Genomic DNA, 17,848 nt, shown 5'->3' on the forward strand with positions numbered 1-17,848 from the left:
GAGGGACTTGAACCCTCACGTCCGTAAGAACACTAACACCTGAAGCTAGCGCGTCTACCAATTCCGCCACCTTCGCGTACCAGCAATACATGAGAGTATTGCAACCACGGAGGCGCATTCTAGAGATTTTACACCTGACGTCAACAGATATTTCGCGACGGTGAATCGACTGCTGCAAAAAACAACGTTATCACCGTCGCATGCGCTTAGCGCGCCCTGGCACCGCGTCCGTATACGGCACGATAAACCTTGAAGCGACCGTTTTGCGCCAGTACTTCATGGCTGCCGAAGGTCTCATCCAGCACCTGCGGATAGGGCAGGAAAGCGTTGGCAACTATGCGCAGTTCGCCGCCGGTATTGAGATGTTTTACTGCACCGCGGATCAGCGTCTGGGCCGCATCGAGGCTGGTTTCACGCCCTTCGTGGAACGGGGGATTTGAGAGGATCAGATCGAAGCGGCCGGTGACGTCAGAAAAGACATTGCTGGGGAATACTTCGCCCTCAAAGCCGTTGATCGCCAGCGTTGCCTTACTCGCCTCAATCGCTGCGGCATGCACGTCGCACAGCGTTAAGCGCACTTTGGGGGAGTGGTTTGCCAGCACCGCAGAGAGCACGCCTGCGCCACAGCCGATATCGAGGACTTTGCCTTTGGTGTGCGGGGTCAACGTGGTCAGCAGCAGTGCGCTGCCAATGTCGAGATCGTCACGGCTGAAAACGCCCGGCAGCGTGCAGATGGTCAGCGGGTCGAGATCGTAGCTGTCGCGGAAGCTCTCCGCATCGAACGTCGGCTGGCTCTCCAGGCGACCGTGATAGAGGCCGCAGCGGCGGGCACTGTCGATTTTGTCCAGCGTCGTCCACGCCTCAACCATTCCTTCCGCGCTGCGTACGCCGCTGCGATTTTCGCCCACGACGAAAATATCGCTGCCCGGCGGCAGCAGTGAGAGCAGATTCATTAGCTGGAACAGCGCTTCTGGCTTGTTCTTTGGCCAGAAGTAGATCAGCGTATCACAGCCTTCAACGTCTTCCTGCGTTGCCACCAGACCATAACGCGCCCGTTCGCCCATGCGGCGACTCAGGTTTTGCCAGTGATGATATTGTTGGGTATGCGCGCGCGATGAGGCGGTTTCCAGCTGAGCGGGCAGGTCATCCTGCATATCGCCAGCGAACAAAACGTGGCGGGCGGTAAATTCATCACTGTGGCGCAGTATTACTTCGCTGGCCGGGGTAAAAGCAGACATGAAAGGCTCCTGTAAGATCAGAGCGGCGATTATAGTGGTTTGTTGGCGCATGTTCGATGGGTTTGCTAGCATAGCGTCGCATTCCGGCAGCAGATCAAGGGTAGAACATGACGTCCAGGCGCGACTGGCTGTTACAGCAAATGGGAATAACGCAGTATCAACTGCGTCGCCCGCGCGTGCTTCAGGGCGAAATTGCGGTCAGGCTGACGCCCGGTACGAAGTTAATTATCGTGGCGGAGGTGGTGCCCGGCCTTCAGGAGCCGCTGGTGCGCGACGTCCTGCACGTGCTTGGTCTGCAACCGAGTCAGGTTATGACGCTCACGCCCGATCAGCTGCAAATGCTGCCTGAATCACTCGACTGCGCGGGCTGGCTGCTCGGTATTGACACGGCGCATCCTTTTAGCGGCGTCGCGCTCTACTCCTCCTCTTTAAGTGAACTCTCCAGCAGCGGCGCGGCGAAACGCGCGCTCTGGCAACAGATGTGTAATCATGACAGCGATCTCTTTCCTCACCCCTGAGGATAATGCCCAGGCTTTTGCTATTGAGTGCCGCAGCCACGCTTTTCCGTGGCGGGAACAGACCTTTGCCAGCAACCAGGGCGAGCGTTTTCTTAACTATCGCCTCGATGTTGACGGCGTGATGGCCGCCTTTGCGATTACGCAGGTCGTACTGGATGAGGCATCACTGTTTAATATCGCTGTCGATCCCGCTTATCAGCGGCGCGGCTATGGACGCCAGCTATTGCAGCATCTTATCGCCGAGCTGGAAAAGCGTGAGGTGATGACGCTGTGGCTGGAGGTACGCGCTTCAAACCTTCCCGCGATTTCGCTGTACGAGCAGCTCGACTTCCATCAGGTGAGCCGCCGTCCTAACTATTATCCCACCGCCAGCGGACGTGAAGACGCCATTATCATGGCGCTGACGCTATAGGCGTTTAAGGAGCTGTAATGTTAAGAGACTGGGATTGCATCCTGTTTGATGCCGATGACACCCTTTTCCATTTTGACGCCTTTGCCGGATTACAACGCCTCTTTGCTGGCTATGACGTGCAGTTTACCGATCAGGATTACGCCGACTACCAGGCGATTAACAAGCCGCTGTGGGTGGATTATCAGAACGGGGCTATTTCTGCGCTACAGCTTCAGACGCGCCGTTTTACCGGCTGGTCAGAGAAGCTGAGCGTCGCGCCAGAGGTGCTGAACAGCGGCTTTCTCACCGCCATGTCAGAGATCTGCATGCCGCTGGAAGGAGCGGTCAGCCTGATGCACGCCTTGCATAACAAGGTGCCGATGGGAATTATCACCAACGGCTTTACCGCGTTGCAGCAGGCGCGTCTGGAGCGCACCGGCTTTCGCGACTACTTCTCAGCGCTGGTGATCTCGGAGCAGGTGGGCGTGCCTAAACCCGATAAGGCCATTTTTGATTATGCGCTGGAGAAGATGGGCAATCCGGCGCGCAGCCGCGTGCTGATGGTCGGCGACACGCCGGAGTCAGATATTCTGGGGGGGATCAATGCCGGGCTGAAAACCTGCTGGATCGATCACGGTACGCGCCCGCTGCCTGAGGCGATTCAACCCACCTGGACGGTGACTTCTCTGGGTGAGCTAAAGGCGCTACTGCTTGCCTGAGTCTGCTCTTATCAGGGCATCTGAGCCCGCAGGGCGGGCTTTATTTTGCGCTTGATGCGCTTCCTCTGCCGCTGCGGCTTGAGATCCCTGAATCTGGCCACATAACAGGGCTAGGGCGCAGCGTCTTGCTTCTCATCCTCGTCGCGATCTTCTTTAACCGGCGTGCTGGCGGTCAGCAGAAACGGCGACTGCTGCCAGCGCGTGCGGCGATCGCGCAGCAGGGTGCGTGACAGAATAATGCCGATGGCCAGCGCCAGCAGCAGCATCATCCGTAAGATATTGGTGGTGTTGTCGACCTGGCGCGACTCGGTTACCAGCACATGGGTGTCGAGCGTTACGCGCAAAAAGCCGAGCGGACCGTCACTGTTGTTGAGCGGCTCCACCAGCTGATGGTTGAAATAGCTGCCGGCGCGCTTGCCGTCCAGTGCCAGCCTGTCGCGCACATTGATGTTTTCGCCGCTGTGGGCCACCAGACTGCCGTCGTCAGCATAGACTGAGGCGTCAAGAATACGGCTGTTGGTGGTCATCTGATTGAGGATGGCTTCAATCTGGCTGCGGTTATCGTCGCTGTTATCCATCAGCGGTGAGAGGCTAAAGGCGACCTGTCTGGTCAGCGTCTGCGCCAGCTCTTCAACCTGCTCAGAGCGCGCCATCTGATGGCCAAGGCTGAACCAGGAGGCCCCCTGCATGAGCACAACTAACAGCGCCAGCGAGATCAGCACAATCACCGTGCGATGTAAGCGAAATTTCAGTGCGCTTTTAGCCATCAGTAACCTATATCACGTCACAACAGAAACCAGGAGATTATGTTGCCAGAAGCGGCGCAGACAAGGTAGCCTCTTGCGTGGTTTTGTTGTCCCCTACAGGAGCTCTGATGCCGAACCGTCTTACCTGGTGCGATTTGCCCACCGAACTCTCCGAATGGCCGGGTTTACCTCTTTCCCTCAGCGGCGATGAAGTCATGCCGCTGGATTACCGTGCCGGTCGGACCGGCTGGCTGCTGTATGGTCGTGGACTAAACAAACAGCAACTTACCGATTATCAGCACCAGCTGGGTGCGGCGATGGTGATCGTCAGCGCCTGGCGCATTGATGAGTACCAGGTGGTGCGTCTGGCAGGTTCGCTGACGCCTCGTGCCGCAAAACTGGCGCATGACAACGGTCTCGACGTTGCGCCGCTCGGCAAGATCCCGCATCTCAAGACGCCGGGCCTGCTGGTGATGGATATGGACTCCACCGCAATTCAAATCGAATGTATTGATGAGATTGCCAGGCTGGCTGGCAGCGGCGAGCTGGTGGCAGAAGTAACCGAGCGCGCCATGCGCGGTGAGCTCGACTTTGCGGCCAGCCTGCGCCAGCGCGTGGCAACGCTGAAAGATGCGGATGCCAACATTCTTAAGCAGGTACGCGATGCCCTGCCGCTGATGCCAGGGCTGACCGAGCTGGTGCAGAAGCTCCAGGCGCTCGGCTGGCAGGTGGCGATCGCTTCGGGCGGCTTTACCTACTTCGCCGAATACCTGCGCGACAAACTTCATCTGGCGCACGTGGCGGCCAATGAACTGGAAATGCGAGACGGCAAACTGACCGGCGAGGTGCTGGGGCAGATTGTCGACGCACAATACAAGGCTGATACCCTGAAAAAACTGGCGCAGCGTTTTGATATCGCGCCAGAGCAAACCGTGGCCATTGGCGACGGTGCCAATGACCTGCCGATGATAAAAGCGTCGGCGCTGGGTATCGCCTATCATGCTAAACCTAAAGTGAATGAGCAGACGGAAGTCACTATCCGCCATGCCGATCTGATGGGCGTTTTCTGCATCCTCAGCGGCAGCCTGATCCACGAAGAGCGTTAGAGGTACTGATTTGGCCAAAGCGGCAAAACGCGCCTTTGTTTGTAACGAATGCGGCGCAGACTATCCGCGCTGGCAGGGGCAATGCAGCGCCTGCCACGCCTGGAACACCATCACCGAAGTGCGCATTGCCGCATCGCCTGCGGCGGCGCGCAATGAGCGCCTGAGCGGTTATTCCGGCAGCGCCGGCTCCAGCAAGGTGCAGAAGCTGTCGGAGATTAGCCTTGAAGCGCTGCCGCGCTTCTCCACCGGCTTTAAAGAGTTTGACCGCGTGCTGGGCGGCGGCGTGGTGCCGGGCAGCGCCATTCTGATTGGCGGAAACCCCGGTGCAGGGAAATCAACGCTGCTGTTACAGGTGATGTGCCGCCTGGCACAGGAGATGAAGACACTTTACGTCACCGGGGAGGAGTCCCTTCAGCAGGTAGCGATGCGCGCGCACCGTCTCGGCCTGCCGAGTGAAAACCTCAATATGCTGTCAGAAACCAGCATCGAGCAGATCTGTCTGATCGCCGAGCAGGAGCAGCCGAAACTGATGGTGATCGACTCCATCCAGGTGATGCATATGGCAGATATTCAGTCGTCGCCGGGCAGCGTGGCACAGGTGCGCGAAACCGCCGCCTACCTGACCCGCTTTGCCAAAACGCGCGGCGTGGCCATTGTGATGGTCGGCCACGTCACCAAAGATGGCTCGCTGGCGGGGCCCAAGGTGCTGGAGCACTGCATCGACTGTTCGGTATTGCTGGACGGTGATGCCGACTCGCGGTTCCGCACGCTACGCAGTCATAAAAACCGCTTTGGCGCAGTCAACGAGCTGGGCGTTTTCGCGATGACCGAGCAGGGCATGCGCGAAGTCAGCAACCCCTCGGCGATTTTCCTGTCGCGCGGCGACGAGATCACCTCCGGCAGCTCTGTCATGGTGGTGTGGGAAGGCACACGCCCGCTGCTGGTCGAGATTCAGGCGCTGGTCGATCACTCAATGATGGGCAATCCGCGCCGCGTGGCGGTGGGGCTGGAGCAGAACCGCCTGGCGATTCTGCTGGCGGTGCTGCACCGTCACGGCGGGCTGCAAATGGCCGATCAGGATGTGTTTGTGAATGTGGTCGGCGGCGTGAAGGTGACCGAGACCAGTGCCGACCTGGCGCTGCTGCTGGCAATGGTTTCCAGCCTGCGCGATCGTCCCCTGCCGCAGGATCTGGTGATCTTTGGCGAAGTGGGGCTGGCGGGAGAAATTCGCCCGGTGCCGAGCGGGCAGGAGCGTATCTCCGAAGCGGCGAAGCATGGCTTTAAGCGTGCTATCGTGCCGGCGGGCAACGCACCGAAGAAAGCGATCGACGGCATGAAAGTTTACAGCGCAAAAAAACTGGCGGATGCGCTGGCGATACTGGATGAGCTTTAAAGGCTGAGCGGGTACACTCGCAGCAACTTCAATCCATGCAGGAGGCAGCATGACGTCGTTCGACTATCTGAAAACCGCCATTCGCCAGCAGGGGCATACCCTGCAGCAGGTGGCCGACGCCAGCGGGATGACCAAGGGCTATCTGAGCCAGCTGCTCAACGCCAAAATCAAAAGCCCGAGTGCGCAGAAGCTGGAAGCGCTGCACCGTTTTCTCGGGCTGGAGTTTCCACGCCGCGAAAAAACCGTTGGCGTGGTGTTCGGCAAATTTTATCCGCTGCATACCGGCCATATCTATCTGATTCAGCGCGCCTGTAGCCAGGTCGATGAACTGCATATCATCATGGGCCACGACGAACCGCGCGATCGTGAGCTGTTCGAAAACAGCGCCATGTCTCAGCAGCCGACCGTCAGCGATCGGCTGCGCTGGCTGTTGCAGACGTTTAAATACCAGAAAAATATTCGCATCCACTCATTTGATGAAGAGGGCATTGAGCCCTATCCGCACGGTTGGGACGTCTGGAGCGAGGGGGTAAAGGCCTTTCTCAGCGATCGCGGCATTACGCCTGACTGCATCTACACCAGCGAAACGGCGGATGCGGAGATGTATCAGCAGCATCTGGGGATTAACACCGTGCTGATCGATCCGGCACGATCTTTTATGAATATCAGCGGCGGGCAGATCCGCCAGGATCCGTTCCGCTACTGGGAATATATCCCTACCGAAGTGAAGCCTTTCTTTGTGCGCACCGTGGCCGTGCTGGGTGGGGAATCGAGCGGCAAATCGACGCTGGTCAACAAGCTGGCAAATATCTTCAACACCACCAGCGCCTGGGAGTATGGCCGCGACTACGTCTTCTCCCACCTGGGCGGCGACGAGATGGCCTTGCAATATTCTGACTATGACAAGATTGCACTTGGGCAGGCACAGTACATCGATTTTGCGGTGAAGTACGCCAACAAAGTCGCCTTTATCGACACCGATTTCATCACAACGCAGGCGTTCTGCCTCAAGTATGAAGGGCGCGAACATCCCTTTGTGCAGGCGCTGATTGATGAATACCGCTTTGACCTGGTCATTTTGCTGGAGAACAACGTGCCCTGGGTCGCTGACGGCCTGCGCAGCCTCGGCAGCTCGGTAGATCGCCGTGAATTTCAGTCAATGCTGGTGACCATGCTGCGCGAGAACAACGTCGAGTTCGAGCACGTACGCGAGGACGATTACGATACGCGGTTCCTGCGCTGTATTGAGCTGGTGAAAGGGATGATGGATGGAAAACATCCGGCATAAAAAGAGGGGCTGACGCCCCCCTTTTTTCAGATGGCTGACCGCGCACGGCGTGCCAGCTTCCGTCAGCAAACAGGCGGCATTGCCGCCGCCCGATCGCTTATTTAGTAATACGCTTGTACTTGATACGCTTTGGCTCCAGCGCTTCTGCGCCGAGTGTGCGTTTTTTGTACTCTTCGTATTCGCTGAAGTTACCTTCAAAGAACTCGACTTTCCCTTCATCCTGGTAGTCCAGAATGTGAGTAGCGATACGGTCGAGGAACCAGCGGTCGTGCGAGATCACCATCGCGCAGCCCGGGAACTCCAGCAGGGCGTTTTCCAGCGCACGCAGGGTTTCGATATCCAGGTCATTGGTAGGTTCGTCAAGCAGCAGCAGGTTGCCGCCAACCTGCAGCAGTTTCGCCAGATGCAGACGGCCGCGCTCACCACCAGACAGCTCGCCAACGCGTTTCCCCTGGTCGGTACCTTTGAAGTTAAAGCGGCCGACGTAGGCGCGGCTCGGCATCTCGAAGGTGCCGATACGCATGGTGTCCAGCCCGCCAGAAACTTCTTCCCAGACGGTTTTCGAGTTGTCCATCGCGTCGCGGAACTGATCAACCGATGCCAGCTTGACGGTTTCCCCCAGCTCGATGCTGCCGGAATCGGGCTGCTCCTGACCGGTCATCATGCGGAACAGGGTTGATTTACCCGCGCCGTTCGCGCCGATGATGCCGACGATGGCACCTTTCGGCACCAAGAACGAGAGATCGTCGATCAGCACGCGATCGCCGTAGGATTTGGTCAGGTTTTTCACCTCAACCACTTTGTCACCCAGACGCGGGCCAGGCGGAATAAAGAGTTCGCTGGTTTCGTTGCGCTTCTGGTATTCGGTGCTGTTCAGCTCCTCGAAGCGGGCCAGACGCGCTTTGCCTTTGGACTGGCGGCCTTTGGTTCCCTGACGCACCCACTCCAGCTCTTTCTCAATGGATTTGCGGCGCGCGGCTTCAGCAGACGCTTCCTGCGCCAGACGCTGGTCTTTCTGCTCCAGCCAGGAAGAGTAGTTGCCTTCCCACGGAATGCCTTCGCCACGGTCCAGCTCCAGGATCCAGCCGGCAACGTTGTCCAGGAAGTAACGGTCGTGGGTAATCGCCACTACGGTACCTTCAAACTCGTGCAGGAAGCGCTCCAGCCACGCCACAGACTCGGCGTCCAGGTGGTTGGTCGGTTCGTCCAGCAGCAGCATATCGGGTTTTTCCAGCAGCAGGCGGCACATCGCGACGCGACGGCGCTCACCACCAGACAGGTTGCCGATTTTCGCTTCCCAGTCGGGCAAACGCATCGCATCGGCGGCACGCTCCAGCTGCGTTTCCAGATTGTGGCCGTCGTGCGCCTGGATAACCTCCTCCAGACGACCCTGTTCTGCGGCCAGCTTGTCGAAATCGGCGTCCGGCTCAGCGTAGAGCGCGTAAACCTCATCCAGACGCTTCAGTGCGCCAACCACTTCGGAAACGGCTTCCTCAATGGATTCACGGACCGTCTGCTCCGGGTTGAGCTGCGGCTCCTGCGGCAGATAGCCGACTTTAATTCCCGGCTGCGGACGCGCTTCGCCTTCGATATCTTTATCGATGCCCGCCATGATACGCAGTAGCGTGGATTTACCCGCGCCATTCAGGCCGAGCACGCCAATTTTTGCGCCCGGGAAAAAGCTGAGGGAGATGTTCTTCAGAATATGACGCTTCGGCGGTACCACTTTACCGACGCGATGCATGCTATAGACGAATTGAGCCACGTTGTAATGAGCCTCTGATTCTGGTGGGTGAATTAGTAACGAAGTTTAGCCTTTTTGCCGGGCTAATCCCAGCCGTGCTCGGACGTTATACGCAAAAGATAGCGGTCTGACTTATACCGAATCGGGCAGGCGTAGCGGCAGCGGCAGCTGCGTCAGCCACGCCGCCAGCGTCTTCTCGGGCGCGCTGTCGCTTACCAGCAGATCAAAGCGGTGCAGCTCGCCGATGCGCGCGGGCAACACTTTACCGAACTTGCTGCTGTCGGCCACCAGAATGCACCGGCGCGATCGCAGCATGGCATGATGTTTCATCGCCAGCTCGTTGAGGTTGTAGCAGGTCGCGCCCTGATCTTTATCGATACCCGCCGCCGAAATAAACGCCAGCGTTGGGCAGAGATCGTCAAGAATTGAGTGCGCGCCAACGGGCGTAAAGAGCGCGTTGTCGGCATGAAACTCGCCGCCGCTGAGAATAACGTTGCAGGCCGGTTTCTCTTTCAGCGCCAGAAATGTGTTCATGGCACAGCAGACGGCAGTAAAGGGCAGATCGTCAGGCAGCGCGTCAACGATATAGGGAATTGTCGTACCGCAGTCGAAAAATACCGTGTCATTCTCGCTGATCAGGCTGGCCGCAGCCTGTGCCAGACGCTGCTTTTTCGTGGCGTTCTGCCCATGCTGATCCGAAACAAAGTAGTGTCCAGCCAGGCTTTTCGGATCGCTGACAATGTAGCCGCCCAGCAGCACAACAGAAGATGAGGGTTCGCTTAAGTCGCGACGAATCGTCATCTCCGACACGCCCAGCAGCAGCGCCGCATCCTTCAGGTGCAGCTTGTCGGTGCGTTTTAACGCCAGGATCAGTTTCTGAATGCGTTCATCGCGCCGGGTTTCCATAGAGGTCTCTGTTGTGGTTGATAGAGGGCAGGAACGCCGCCAGCGGCGCTGCCTGAACAGCGTTAATTGCAGTAAATTCTGCTATTTGAATAAGTTGCGCTTTCAGTGGTGGCATCTTAACTGGAATCTGATTGCCCCGTAAACCTTGCGTTAGCGCCTCCGGCCCGCCGCTGTGAGAAACCCATCCTGCGCGAAAGCGTCGTTCACCTCAACGCGCTGCGTAAATTTTGTGAAGAACGTGGCAAGAGCCGGTTCCCCTGGTTAGCATGAATAAAGCCTGGCACGCAGCCGGAGAGCAACAGAGGAGATTTTCGTGGAGAAGTGGCGTAACTGGATGACAGGGATCTGTCTGGCCGCAGTGGCCAGCAGCGCGTGGGCCGACTCGCTTGATCAGCAGCGACAACGATATCAACAGATTAAACAGGCGTGGGACAGCAACCAGATGGCAACGGTGGATCAGCTGCTGCCAACGCTGCGGGATTATCCGCTTTACCCCTATTTACAGTACCGTCTGCTGGCGCAGGATCTCGATCAGGAAACGCCGCTCGCCATCAACAATTTCATTCAGCAATATCCCACGCTGCCTCCTGCGCGTTCGCTGAAAACCCGTTTTGTTAACGTGCTGGCGCACCGCCAGGACTGGCAGGGCATTCTGAGCTTTAGCCCGGAAGAGCCGGGGCCGGTGCAGGCCCGCTGTAACTGGCTCTACGCTAAATGGGCAACCGGCGCACAGCAGCAGGCGTTTGAAGGCGCGAAGGCGATTTGGCTGCGCGGTACCTCGCTGCCAAATGACTGCGATCGTCTCTTCTCGGTGTGGCAATCTTCTGGCCAGATGTCTCCTGTTACCGTGCTGGAACGTATTCGTCTGGCGATGAAGGCGGGCAATGACAGCCTGGTGAGCTTTCTGGCGAAAAGCTTGCCGGAAGATTATCAGACCATCGCCAACGGCGTGCTGGCGCTGCAGCGCGATCCCCAGACCGTGCTGAACTTCGCGCAGACAGTGGGGCCGACTGACTTTACCCGTCAGGCGACGATCTATGCCTTTACCCGCGTGGCGCGTGCCGATATGGAAAACGCGCGCAGCCTAATCCCGTTGCTGGTGCGGGCGCAGAAGATGGAAGCGGATGATGAGCAGGCGCTGAAAGAGATTGTTGTCTGGCGCATGATGGGCAGCGATCTCACCTCAGAGCAGGCGCGCTGGCGCGATGCGGTGGTGATGAACAGCCAGTCGACCGCGCTGATTGAGCGACGCGTACGTCTGGCGCTGACGCAGCACGATCGCCGCGGACTGAACACCTGGATTGCCCGTCTGCCGGTAGAAGCAAAAGAGAAAGATGAGTGGCAGTACTGGCAGGCCGACCTGCTCTATTCACAGGGCCGCAAGGAGGAAGCGGACGACATTCTGCACAAGCTGATGCAGGCGCGCGGTTTCTATCCGATGGTGGCGGCGCAACGGCTGGGCGTGAACTATCCGTTGCAGATTGACGAAGCGCCGAAGCCAGACAGCGCCACCGTGCAGGGGCCTGAACTGGCGCGCGTGCGCGAGCTGATGTTCTGGGGTCTGGATAACCTTGCGCGCAGCGAGTGGGCCAACCTGATCGGCAGCAAGAACCGTACCCAGCAGCAGATGCTGGCGCGCTACGCGAATGAACAGGACTGGTGGGATCTCAGTGTGCAGGCCACCATTACGGCGAAAATGTGGGACAGCCTGAAAGAGCGCTTTCCGCTGGCGTGGGAGAGCTTCTATCAAAGCAATACCCGTGATAAAGCGATCCAGCCGAGCTACGCCATGGCCATCTCGCGTCAGGAGAGCGCCTGGAATCCAAAAGCGCGTTCACCGGTGGGAGCCAGCGGTCTGATGCAGGTGATGCCGGCCACCGCCGTGCATACCGTCAAAATGTACAATATTCCCGGCTATGCCGACAGTAACCAGCTGCTGGACCCGCAGACCAATATTCAAATTGGTACGCAATATCTTGAGTATGTCTATCAGCAGTTCGGGCAGAACCGTATTTTTGCCTCGGCAGCTTACAACGCCGGGCCGGGTCGCGTGCGCAGCTGGCAGAATATCAGCGCGGGCAATCTCGATGCGGTGGCCTTTATTGAAACCATTCCTTTTTCGGAAACGCGCGGCTACGTGAAGAACGTACTGGCTTACGATGCCTACTATCGTCATTTTATGGGCCAGCCGGATAAGGTGCTCTCTGACAGCGAGTGGAATCGCCGTTACTAGCTGTGCTATGCTTCCGTACTCATTAACGAGTACGGAAGCCTTTTGAATGACCCAATCTCTTGCCCGTGCGGCGCAGCCTTCCTCGTCAGAAGAGAACTGGCGACGCTTTATTGCGTTGATGCAGCAGGCGTATACCGACGATCTGGCGCTGCCGCTGTTGCAGCTGATGCTAACGCCGGATGAGCGCGAAGCGCTGGGTACGCGTCTGCGTATTGTCGAAGAGCTGATGAATGGCGTAATGAGCCAGCGCGAATTGAAAAACGAACTGGGCGTCGGCATTGCAACCATCACGCGCGGCTCAAACAGCCTGAAAGAGGCCCCGCCGGAACTGCGCCACTGGCTTGAAACGCAACTTGGACGCGGCGATGTCAGCGCTGATAAAGCGGATGTGTAAAAGGGCAGAGCGCCAGGATTAACGCCTGATGGTACACGCTGGAACGGGTGAGTAACCCGTGCGTGAATGCCCCAATGGCACCGCCTTTATGTTTAATATTTTCCACGCCGGTTAGCCGCGCCATCTCCTCACCCAGCTCTCGTCCGGCATGCACTCCCTCAAGCACCACGCTGGGCAGGGTAAAACTGGCAGATCGCGATTCGCCGCGCTGTGTCGCGTTCTCGACAACCATCCAGGCAAAGGCGCAATCCTCTTCAATACCGGCCTCGATCGCGACCCAAAAATCCGCCTCCGGCGCAGCCTGGCGCGCATGGGCTACGCGCTGGCGTGCGCCGGTTCGCGTTTCTGCATCGCTCAGCGGCTGGGCGGCAACGCCGCTATCGACCTCGACCCCGCGAATATGGCAGGATCCTTCGCCGAAAACATCGCTGAACGCCTGAGAAATTGCGCGAATTTTTGCCGGATTGATGGTGGCTGCGATAACCTGGTACATAATCTATTGAACCCTTTAGGCAAATTTGTCGCAGTATAACGGAAACTCAGCATGCTACAGGTCTATCTTGTTCGTCACGGTGAAACGGTATGGAATGCGGAACGCCGCATTCAGGGACAATCCGACAGTCCGCTGACGGAAAAAGGAGAGCAACAGGCCCATCAGGTGGCCGAGCGCGTCAAGCATCTTGGTATAACCCACGTCATCGCCAGCGATTTGGGCCGCACGCGGCGCACTGCGGAAATCATCGCTGACGCCTGTGGCTGTACGGTTACGCTCGATCCACGCCTGCGCGAGCTGAATATGGGCGTACTGGAAAAGCGTCCGCTGGACGGGTTAACCCGCGAAGAAGAGCGCTGGCGCAGCACGCTGGTGGATGGCACAGAAAACGGCCGCATTCCGCAGGGCGAATCAATGACGGAGATGGCGGCGCGGATGCACGAAGCGCTAAACGCCTGTCTGTCACTGCCCGCAGGCAGTCGCCCGCTGCTGGTTAGCCACGGTATGGCGCTGGGCGGGTTAATCAGCACTATTCTCGGCCTGCCGGCTCATGCAGAACGGCGTCTGCGCCTGCGTAACTGCTCTATCTCACGCGTTGATCATCAACACAGCGCATGGCTGGCAGAAGGGTGGGTAGTGGAGACGGCGGGAGATGTATCGCACCTTGAGGCACCTGCGCTGGATGAGCTACAGCGCTAATAAACATGCCGTCGTCAAGACGGCAAGGTGATTAGCTGGCCTGCTGGCGGCGGATTGGGATGAGATACTCGCAGCGGATCTCTTTAGGGGGTTCGCTGCGTTTCTTGCCGCCGTGGGTATAGAAACGTTCGATGTCCTGGCCCTGACGCCGCGTCAGGCCGAGCGTAGGCATGCAGGTGCCATACAGTAGCAGGATGAACTCCTGTAGCTCATGGCGTGGCCCGTTGTAGGTGAACTGCACATAGTCGCCCGCCTCCAGAATGACGCTCTGGCCCGAGTGCAGATTAACGGCCTGGTCAGAGGGCACAGCGGTCGTGTAAAGGATCTCCTGCTCGTCATCCTTCTCCTGGCTGGCGCGCACCTGATGCAGGCCATAGAGCACCGGGGGAACCGTATCAGTCTCCAGCAGAAACTGCTTCCAGAAGTGGATGCGCATTTCGTCACGATAGCGTGAGATCTGCTCCAGCGTGCAGGTATAGGTCTGCGTCTGGCCGACCAGAACCGTTTCCGGCAGCGTGACGAATGTTGATTCAGGCATGCTGTTGTCGTCGAGGCGAATCGGTGGGCGGATGCCAAACGAATTCCACTCTGATGAGCGACGATACCACGCCGGTGTTTGATTAAACTGTTTTTTAAAGGCGCGGGTGAAGGTTTGCTGTGAATCAAAGCGGTACTGCAAGGCGATGTCCAGAATAGGGCGGCTGGTCAGACGCAGCGCCACCGCAGCCTTAGACAGGCGACGGGCACGGATATAGGCCCCGATCGCATGGCCGGTTACGTCCTTGAACATCCTTTGTAAATGCCATTTGGAGTAGCCCGCCTTCAGGGAAACATTATCCAGTGAAAGGGGTTGATCCAGATGGCTCTCCAGCCAGACAAGCAAATCTCGAATGATACCGGCTTGGTCCATAAAACATCCTCATACTCTCTGGGCGCGGCTAACGTGGTCGCCGAATAATAGCACTCATTGCACTTCAGGCATGGGCAGTTTTGTTGGGAGATTGTGCCATGTCAATGTGGGAGTAAACCGGTTTGGTTTGGTTAACGCGGACAATTGCCAGTACATTACATGCTCGTCTATTAAGTTTGCAATGGTAACGCTATGACAATATCTCGCTTTTTTGCGGCTTCGCTCACTTTGTTCACGCTGGCCTCTTCGGCGATGGCGGAGGAGATCGGCTCGGTGGATACGGTGTTTAAGATATTCGGGCCTGACCACAAGATCGTGGTGGAAGCTTTCGACGATCCTGACGTAAAAAATGTAACCTGTTATATCAGTCGGGCAAAAACAGGCGGAATCAAAGGCGGGTTAGGGCTGGCTGAAGATACCGCCGATGCTGCCATCTCTTGCCAGCAGGTTGGGCCAGTAGAGCTCAGTGACGCTATCGCTAACGGCAAAGCCCAGGGGGAGGTCGTCTTTAAAAAACGGACTTCGCTGGTGTTTAAAAAGCTTCAGGTGGTACGCTTCTTCGATCAGAAGCGTCATGCGCTAATCTACCTGAGCTATTCTGACCGGGTCGTAGAGGGCTCACCGAAAAACGCCCTGAGTGCAGTACCGATTATGCCCTGGCGGGAATAAAAAAACGCCCGAAAGGGCGTTTTCAGACGGTAACTGCGGGGCGCAGGCACGGTTCTTATGGCCCCAGCTGCGCGCTTATTCCTGCAAATCGCCGCAGAAACGATAGCCTTCACCGTGGATCGTGGCGATGATCTCTGGCGTATCCGGCGTAGATTCAAAATGTTTACGAATACGGCGAATAGTGACGTCAACGGTGCGGTCGTGCGGTTTCAGGTCACGGCCGGTCATTTTCTTTAACAGGTCTGCGCGCGTCTGAATCTTGCCAGGGTTTTCGCAGAAGTGCAGCATGGCGCGGAATTCGCTGCGCGGCAGCTTATACTGCTCACCGTTCGGGCTGATCAGCGAACGGCTGTTAATGTCCAGCTCCCAGCCGTTGAACTTGTAGCTTTCCACCTGGCGACGTTCTTCGCTTGGCATCGCCAGATTCATCGTGCGCGACAGTAAGTTACGTGCGCGGATGGTCAGCTCACGCGGATTGAATGGCTTGGTGATGTAGTCATCTGCACCAATTTCCAGACCAAGAATTTTGTCCACTTCATTATCACGACCGGTCAGGAACATCAGCGCCACGTTTGCCTGCTCGCGCAGCTCGCGCGCCAGCAACAGGCCATTTTTACCAGGCAGGTTGATGTCCATGATAACCAGATTGACGTCGTTTTCGGTGAGCACCTGATGCATTTCAGCACCATCGGTAGCTTCATACACAACGTAACCTTCTGCTTCAAAAATGCTTTTGAGAGTGTTGCGCGTGACGAGTTCGTCTTCAACGATAAGAATGTGTGGGGTCTGCATGTTTCGCTACCTAAAATTTGCCAACAAATTGAAAACAGGGCGTACTCGGGTCTTCAGGCTCGCTAGTAAACGCACCGCATGAGGCGCTTAACCGTTGTACGAAATTATGTTCTTGATACACCATCTATCAACGTCAACAACAGTGTTAGCTCAGCCAGTCAGGATGAAATTACATGCCCCAGGAGAGAATAAGTGGTGCATATCCTAACTGTATTAACAGCAACCTAACAGCACCAACAACAACCGATAAGCATAAAAACAACGCTTCGTTGACTTATATCAAATGCAATTGTAGCACGTTAACACTTTTGTGAAAAACTTCTCTTGTAATGCACTCTTAGCTCACAAAAAGCATCATATTTGCTACATTTTTCCAGGGGAGGCAGGACGGAATAAAATTTGGCTACTCGTCGTTTATTAATCTGAAAAAAAAGCGCTTTATTGAATTAACTTTAACAATAAAGGCCTTGTGCATTTATTCTTTTCATCAGCTCTGTTTATCCAGTTTTAACATCCTTAACATCTTACTTTCTGTTTCGGCATAATACCGGCTCCTGTTGCCTTGCGTGTTACTATACGACGCAAATTCTAAACACAAATGGAATAATCATGCATTTTCCACTCATTCTGGTCTCGCCCGCCCGACCAGAAAATATTGGCGCTGCGGCGCGCGCCATGAAAACGATGGGCTTCAGCGAGCTGCGTATCGTTGCCAGCGACGCCTGGCAGGATCCTGCGGCACGCCGCGTGGCGCACGGTGCCGGAGAGATACTCGACAACCTGCGTACCTTTGACACCCTGAGCCAGGCGCTGGAGGATATTGATTTCTCAGTGGCAACGACGGCGCGCAGCCGCGCAAAATTCCGTTACTACGCCACACCGCAGCAGGTAGAAGCGCAACTGCTGGAGAAGCGGCAGTGGGTAAACAGCATGGCGCTGGTGTTTGGTCGGGAAGACAGCGGACTGACCAACGAGGAGCTGGCGCTGGCTGATCTGCTGACCGGCATTCCTATGGCGCAGGATTACCCTTCACTAAACCTGGGGCAGGCGGTCATGGTCTTCTGCTATCAGCTCTCCTCGCTTAATCGCATCGCGCCACCTGCCGCCTCCCAGGCGGACGGACAGCAGCTCGAGGCGTTGCGTCAGCGCTTTGACCGTCTGCTGCATACGCTGGAGGTCAGCGACGATCGCAAGATGGCTGACTGGCTCGATCAGCGGATTGGCCTGCTGGAGCAGCGCGACAGTGCGATGCTGCATCGCCTTCTGCATGATGTAGAAAAAAAACTTATAGATAAATCTTCCTGAAAAAGTGCATTTCGTAGCGGCTGATCGCAAAAAGCAGGTAACGAGCAAACGATCGTGCAGGCGTTTTTCTGATCGACAGGCAGCAGTGCGCAGCGTTGAGAAACTGACCACTGGACAAATTCATTGACTTAACCGGCGCTTTGCTTTACTTCTGGAACCAGACAGACTCAATAAGACAGACAGAAAAAAAATCAAAATGCGTAACTCAACCAGCCTGAACACCACCATTATTACCACCACCATTACCACCGGTAAGGGTGCGGGCTGACGCATACAGGAAAAACGAAAAAAGCCCGCACCTAAA

At 56.8% G+C, this 17,848-nt stretch carries 19 protein-coding genes and 1 other annotated feature (1 of these 20 cut by a window edge); of the genes, 12 read left to right on the plus strand and 7 right to left on the minus strand.

Translation table 11 applies throughout. The features are described from left to right. Window positions 1-206: 206 nt before the first annotated feature. Complete coding sequence (gene rsmC / locus HP564_RS16875) at window positions 207-1,238, minus strand: 16S rRNA (guanine(1207)-N(2))-methyltransferase RsmC (protein WP_371244989.1); 1,032 nt, start codon at window positions 1,236-1,238, stop codon at window positions 207-209. A 107-nt stretch (window positions 1,239-1,345) separates the two neighbouring features. Between rsmC and HP564_RS16880 the strand changes: the two genes are divergently transcribed. From HP564_RS16880 to yjjG, 3 genes are read left to right on the plus strand one after another with little or no spacing between them, the layout of a single operon-like run. Then, on the plus strand, window positions 1,346-1,756 hold the full coding sequence (locus HP564_RS16880; protein ID WP_371244990.1) for a DNA polymerase III subunit psi: 411 nt from the start codon (window positions 1,346-1,348) through the stop codon (window positions 1,754-1,756). Beyond that, entirely contained in the window at window positions 1,728-2,168 is a 441-nt protein-coding gene (rimI, locus tag HP564_RS16885; RefSeq protein WP_371244991.1) for a ribosomal protein S18-alanine N-acetyltransferase, read from the plus strand. Before HP564_RS16880 ends, rimI begins: the two co-directional genes overlap by 29 nt. Window positions 2,169-2,185: 17 nt before the next feature. After that, window positions 2,186-2,866, plus strand: a complete 681-nt coding sequence (yjjG, locus tag HP564_RS16890) for a pyrimidine 5'-nucleotidase (protein ID WP_371244992.1) — start codon at window positions 2,186-2,188, stop codon at window positions 2,864-2,866. Between the two features lie 110 nt (window positions 2,867-2,976). Here the strand turns inward: yjjG and HP564_RS16895 are convergent, their stop codons facing one another. Beyond that, window positions 2,977-3,633 (minus strand): YtjB family periplasmic protein, encoded by a 657-nt coding sequence (locus tag HP564_RS16895; RefSeq protein ID WP_371244993.1) that lies wholly within the window; start codon window positions 3,631-3,633, stop codon window positions 2,977-2,979. A gap of 107 nt (window positions 3,634-3,740) precedes the next feature. Here HP564_RS16895 and serB point away from each other — a divergent pair, with 107 nt between their 5' ends. From serB to nadR, 3 genes are read left to right on the plus strand one after another with little or no spacing between them, the layout of a single operon-like run. Continuing rightward, entirely contained in the window at window positions 3,741-4,718 is a 978-nt protein-coding gene (gene serB, locus HP564_RS16900) for a phosphoserine phosphatase (protein WP_371244994.1), read from the plus strand. Window positions 4,719-4,728: 10 nt separating this feature from the next. After that, window positions 4,729-6,111, plus strand: a complete 1,383-nt coding sequence (gene radA, locus HP564_RS16905) for a DNA repair protein RadA (RefSeq protein ID WP_371244995.1) — start codon at window positions 4,729-4,731, stop codon at window positions 6,109-6,111. 49 nt (window positions 6,112-6,160) lie between these two features. Further along, on the plus strand, window positions 6,161-7,399 hold the full coding sequence (gene nadR, locus HP564_RS16910) for a multifunctional transcriptional regulator/nicotinamide-nucleotide adenylyltransferase/ribosylnicotinamide kinase NadR (RefSeq protein WP_371244996.1): 1,239 nt from the start codon (window positions 6,161-6,163) through the stop codon (window positions 7,397-7,399). Window positions 7,400-7,496: 97 nt separating this feature from the next. Here the strand turns inward: nadR and ettA are convergent, their stop codons facing one another. Together ettA and deoR are read right to left on the minus strand one after the other, a co-directional pair. Next, on the minus strand, window positions 7,497-9,164 hold the full coding sequence (gene ettA, locus HP564_RS16915; RefSeq protein WP_371244997.1) for an energy-dependent translational throttle protein EttA: 1,668 nt from the start codon (window positions 9,162-9,164) through the stop codon (window positions 7,497-7,499). Between the two features lie 111 nt (window positions 9,165-9,275). Further along, on the minus strand, window positions 9,276-10,049 hold the full coding sequence (gene deoR / locus HP564_RS16920) for a DNA-binding transcriptional repressor DeoR (RefSeq protein WP_371244998.1): 774 nt from the start codon (window positions 10,047-10,049) through the stop codon (window positions 9,276-9,278). A 313-nt stretch (window positions 10,050-10,362) separates the two neighbouring features. On the opposite strand from deoR, the gene sltY reads away from it, so the two are divergent. Next, the gene (gene sltY / locus HP564_RS16925) at window positions 10,363-12,282 is read left to right on the plus strand and encodes a murein transglycosylase (RefSeq protein ID WP_371244999.1); all 1,920 of its coding nucleotides are present in this window, start codon (window positions 10,363-10,365) and stop codon (window positions 12,280-12,282) included. A gap of 46 nt (window positions 12,283-12,328) precedes the next feature. Further along, window positions 12,329-12,676, plus strand: a complete 348-nt coding sequence (gene trpR / locus HP564_RS16930) for a trp operon repressor (RefSeq protein ID WP_371245000.1) — start codon at window positions 12,329-12,331, stop codon at window positions 12,674-12,676. On the opposite strand, the gene yjjX is transcribed toward trpR, so the two are convergent. After that, window positions 12,651-13,169 (minus strand): inosine/xanthosine triphosphatase, encoded by a 519-nt coding sequence (gene yjjX, locus HP564_RS16935; protein WP_371245001.1) that lies wholly within the window; start codon window positions 13,167-13,169, stop codon window positions 12,651-12,653. The two genes, trpR and yjjX, sit on opposite strands and share 26 nt — an antisense overlap. Window positions 13,170-13,220: 51 nt before the next feature. Between yjjX and gpmB the strand changes: the two genes are divergently transcribed. Then, window positions 13,221-13,868 carry a 2,3-diphosphoglycerate-dependent phosphoglycerate mutase GpmB gene (gene gpmB / locus HP564_RS16940; RefSeq protein ID WP_371245002.1) on the plus strand — a complete coding sequence of 216 codons (648 nt, stop codon included), beginning with the start codon at window positions 13,221-13,223 and terminating at the stop codon, window positions 13,866-13,868. Window positions 13,869-13,899: 31 nt separating this feature from the next. Here gpmB and robA read toward each other — a convergent pair whose 3' ends face one another. Then, window positions 13,900-14,778, minus strand: coding sequence for an MDR efflux pump AcrAB transcriptional activator RobA (robA, locus tag HP564_RS16945; protein ID WP_371245003.1), 879 nt, complete (start codon window positions 14,776-14,778; stop codon window positions 13,900-13,902). 192 nt (window positions 14,779-14,970) lie between these two features. On the opposite strand from robA, the gene creA reads away from it, so the two are divergent. Then, window positions 14,971-15,447 (plus strand): protein CreA, encoded by a 477-nt coding sequence (gene creA, locus HP564_RS16950; RefSeq protein ID WP_371245004.1) that lies wholly within the window; start codon window positions 14,971-14,973, stop codon window positions 15,445-15,447. A 75-nt stretch (window positions 15,448-15,522) separates the two neighbouring features. Here creA and arcA read toward each other — a convergent pair whose 3' ends face one another. After that, window positions 15,523-16,239 carry a two-component system response regulator ArcA gene (gene arcA / locus HP564_RS16955; protein WP_371245005.1) on the minus strand — a complete coding sequence of 239 codons (717 nt, stop codon included), beginning with the start codon at window positions 16,237-16,239 and terminating at the stop codon, window positions 15,523-15,525. A gap of 609 nt (window positions 16,240-16,848) precedes the next feature. On the opposite strand from arcA, the gene HP564_RS16960 reads away from it, so the two are divergent. Both HP564_RS16960 and thrL read left to right on the plus strand, forming a co-directional pair. Beyond that, window positions 16,849-17,544 (plus strand): tRNA/rRNA methyltransferase, encoded by a 696-nt coding sequence (locus tag HP564_RS16960; RefSeq protein WP_371245006.1) that lies wholly within the window; start codon window positions 16,849-16,851, stop codon window positions 17,542-17,544. A gap of 196 nt (window positions 17,545-17,740) precedes the next feature. Then, window positions 17,741-17,812 (plus strand): thr operon leader peptide, encoded by a 72-nt coding sequence (gene thrL / locus HP564_RS16965; RefSeq protein WP_371245153.1) that lies wholly within the window; start codon window positions 17,741-17,743, stop codon window positions 17,810-17,812. After that, window positions 17,751-17,848 (plus strand) — a sequence feature (Thr leader region) (it continues 19 nt past the right edge of the window). It overlaps the preceding gene by 62 nt.

Origin of the sequence: Pantoea sp. KPR_PJ (genome assembly GCF_041386365.1) — a bacterium.
Classification (GTDB): domain Bacteria; phylum Pseudomonadota; class Gammaproteobacteria; order Enterobacterales; family Enterobacteriaceae; genus Pantoea.

What these genes read in the sequence shown, in the direction of transcription:
- robA (WP_371245003.1), bottom strand. Translation starts at nt 14,778, where the DNA reads ATGGACCAAGCCGGTATCATTCGAGATTTGCTTGTCTGGCTGGAGAGC.
- yjjG (WP_371244992.1), top strand. Translation starts at nt 2,186, where the DNA reads ATGTTAAGAGACTGGGATTGCATCCTGTTTGATGCCGATGACACCCTT.
- nadR (WP_371244996.1), top strand. Translation starts at nt 6,161, where the DNA reads ATGACGTCGTTCGACTATCTGAAAACCGCCATTCGCCAGCAGGGGCAT.
- gpmB (WP_371245002.1), top strand. Translation starts at nt 13,221, where the DNA reads ATGCTACAGGTCTATCTTGTTCGTCACGGTGAAACGGTATGGAATGCG.
- HP564_RS16960 (WP_371245006.1), top strand. Translation starts at nt 16,849, where the DNA reads ATGCATTTTCCACTCATTCTGGTCTCGCCCGCCCGACCAGAAAATATT.
- arcA (WP_371245005.1), bottom strand. Translation starts at nt 16,239, where the DNA reads ATGCAGACCCCACACATTCTTATCGTTGAAGACGAACTCGTCACGCGC.
- deoR (WP_371244998.1), bottom strand. Translation starts at nt 10,049, where the DNA reads ATGGAAACCCGGCGCGATGAACGCATTCAGAAACTGATCCTGGCGTTA.
- serB (WP_371244994.1), top strand. Translation starts at nt 3,741, where the DNA reads ATGCCGAACCGTCTTACCTGGTGCGATTTGCCCACCGAACTCTCCGAA.
- HP564_RS16880 (WP_371244990.1), top strand. Translation starts at nt 1,346, where the DNA reads ATGACGTCCAGGCGCGACTGGCTGTTACAGCAAATGGGAATAACGCAG.
- trpR (WP_371245000.1), top strand. Translation starts at nt 12,329, where the DNA reads ATGACCCAATCTCTTGCCCGTGCGGCGCAGCCTTCCTCGTCAGAAGAG.
- rsmC (WP_371244989.1), bottom strand. Translation starts at nt 1,238, where the DNA reads ATGTCTGCTTTTACCCCGGCCAGCGAAGTAATACTGCGCCACAGTGAT.
- creA (WP_371245004.1), top strand. Translation starts at nt 14,971, where the DNA reads ATGACAATATCTCGCTTTTTTGCGGCTTCGCTCACTTTGTTCACGCTG.
- yjjX (WP_371245001.1), bottom strand. Translation starts at nt 13,169, where the DNA reads ATGTACCAGGTTATCGCAGCCACCATCAATCCGGCAAAAATTCGCGCA.
- HP564_RS16895 (WP_371244993.1), bottom strand. Translation starts at nt 3,633, where the DNA reads ATGGCTAAAAGCGCACTGAAATTTCGCTTACATCGCACGGTGATTGTG.
- rimI (WP_371244991.1), top strand. Translation starts at nt 1,728, where the DNA reads ATGACAGCGATCTCTTTCCTCACCCCTGAGGATAATGCCCAGGCTTTT.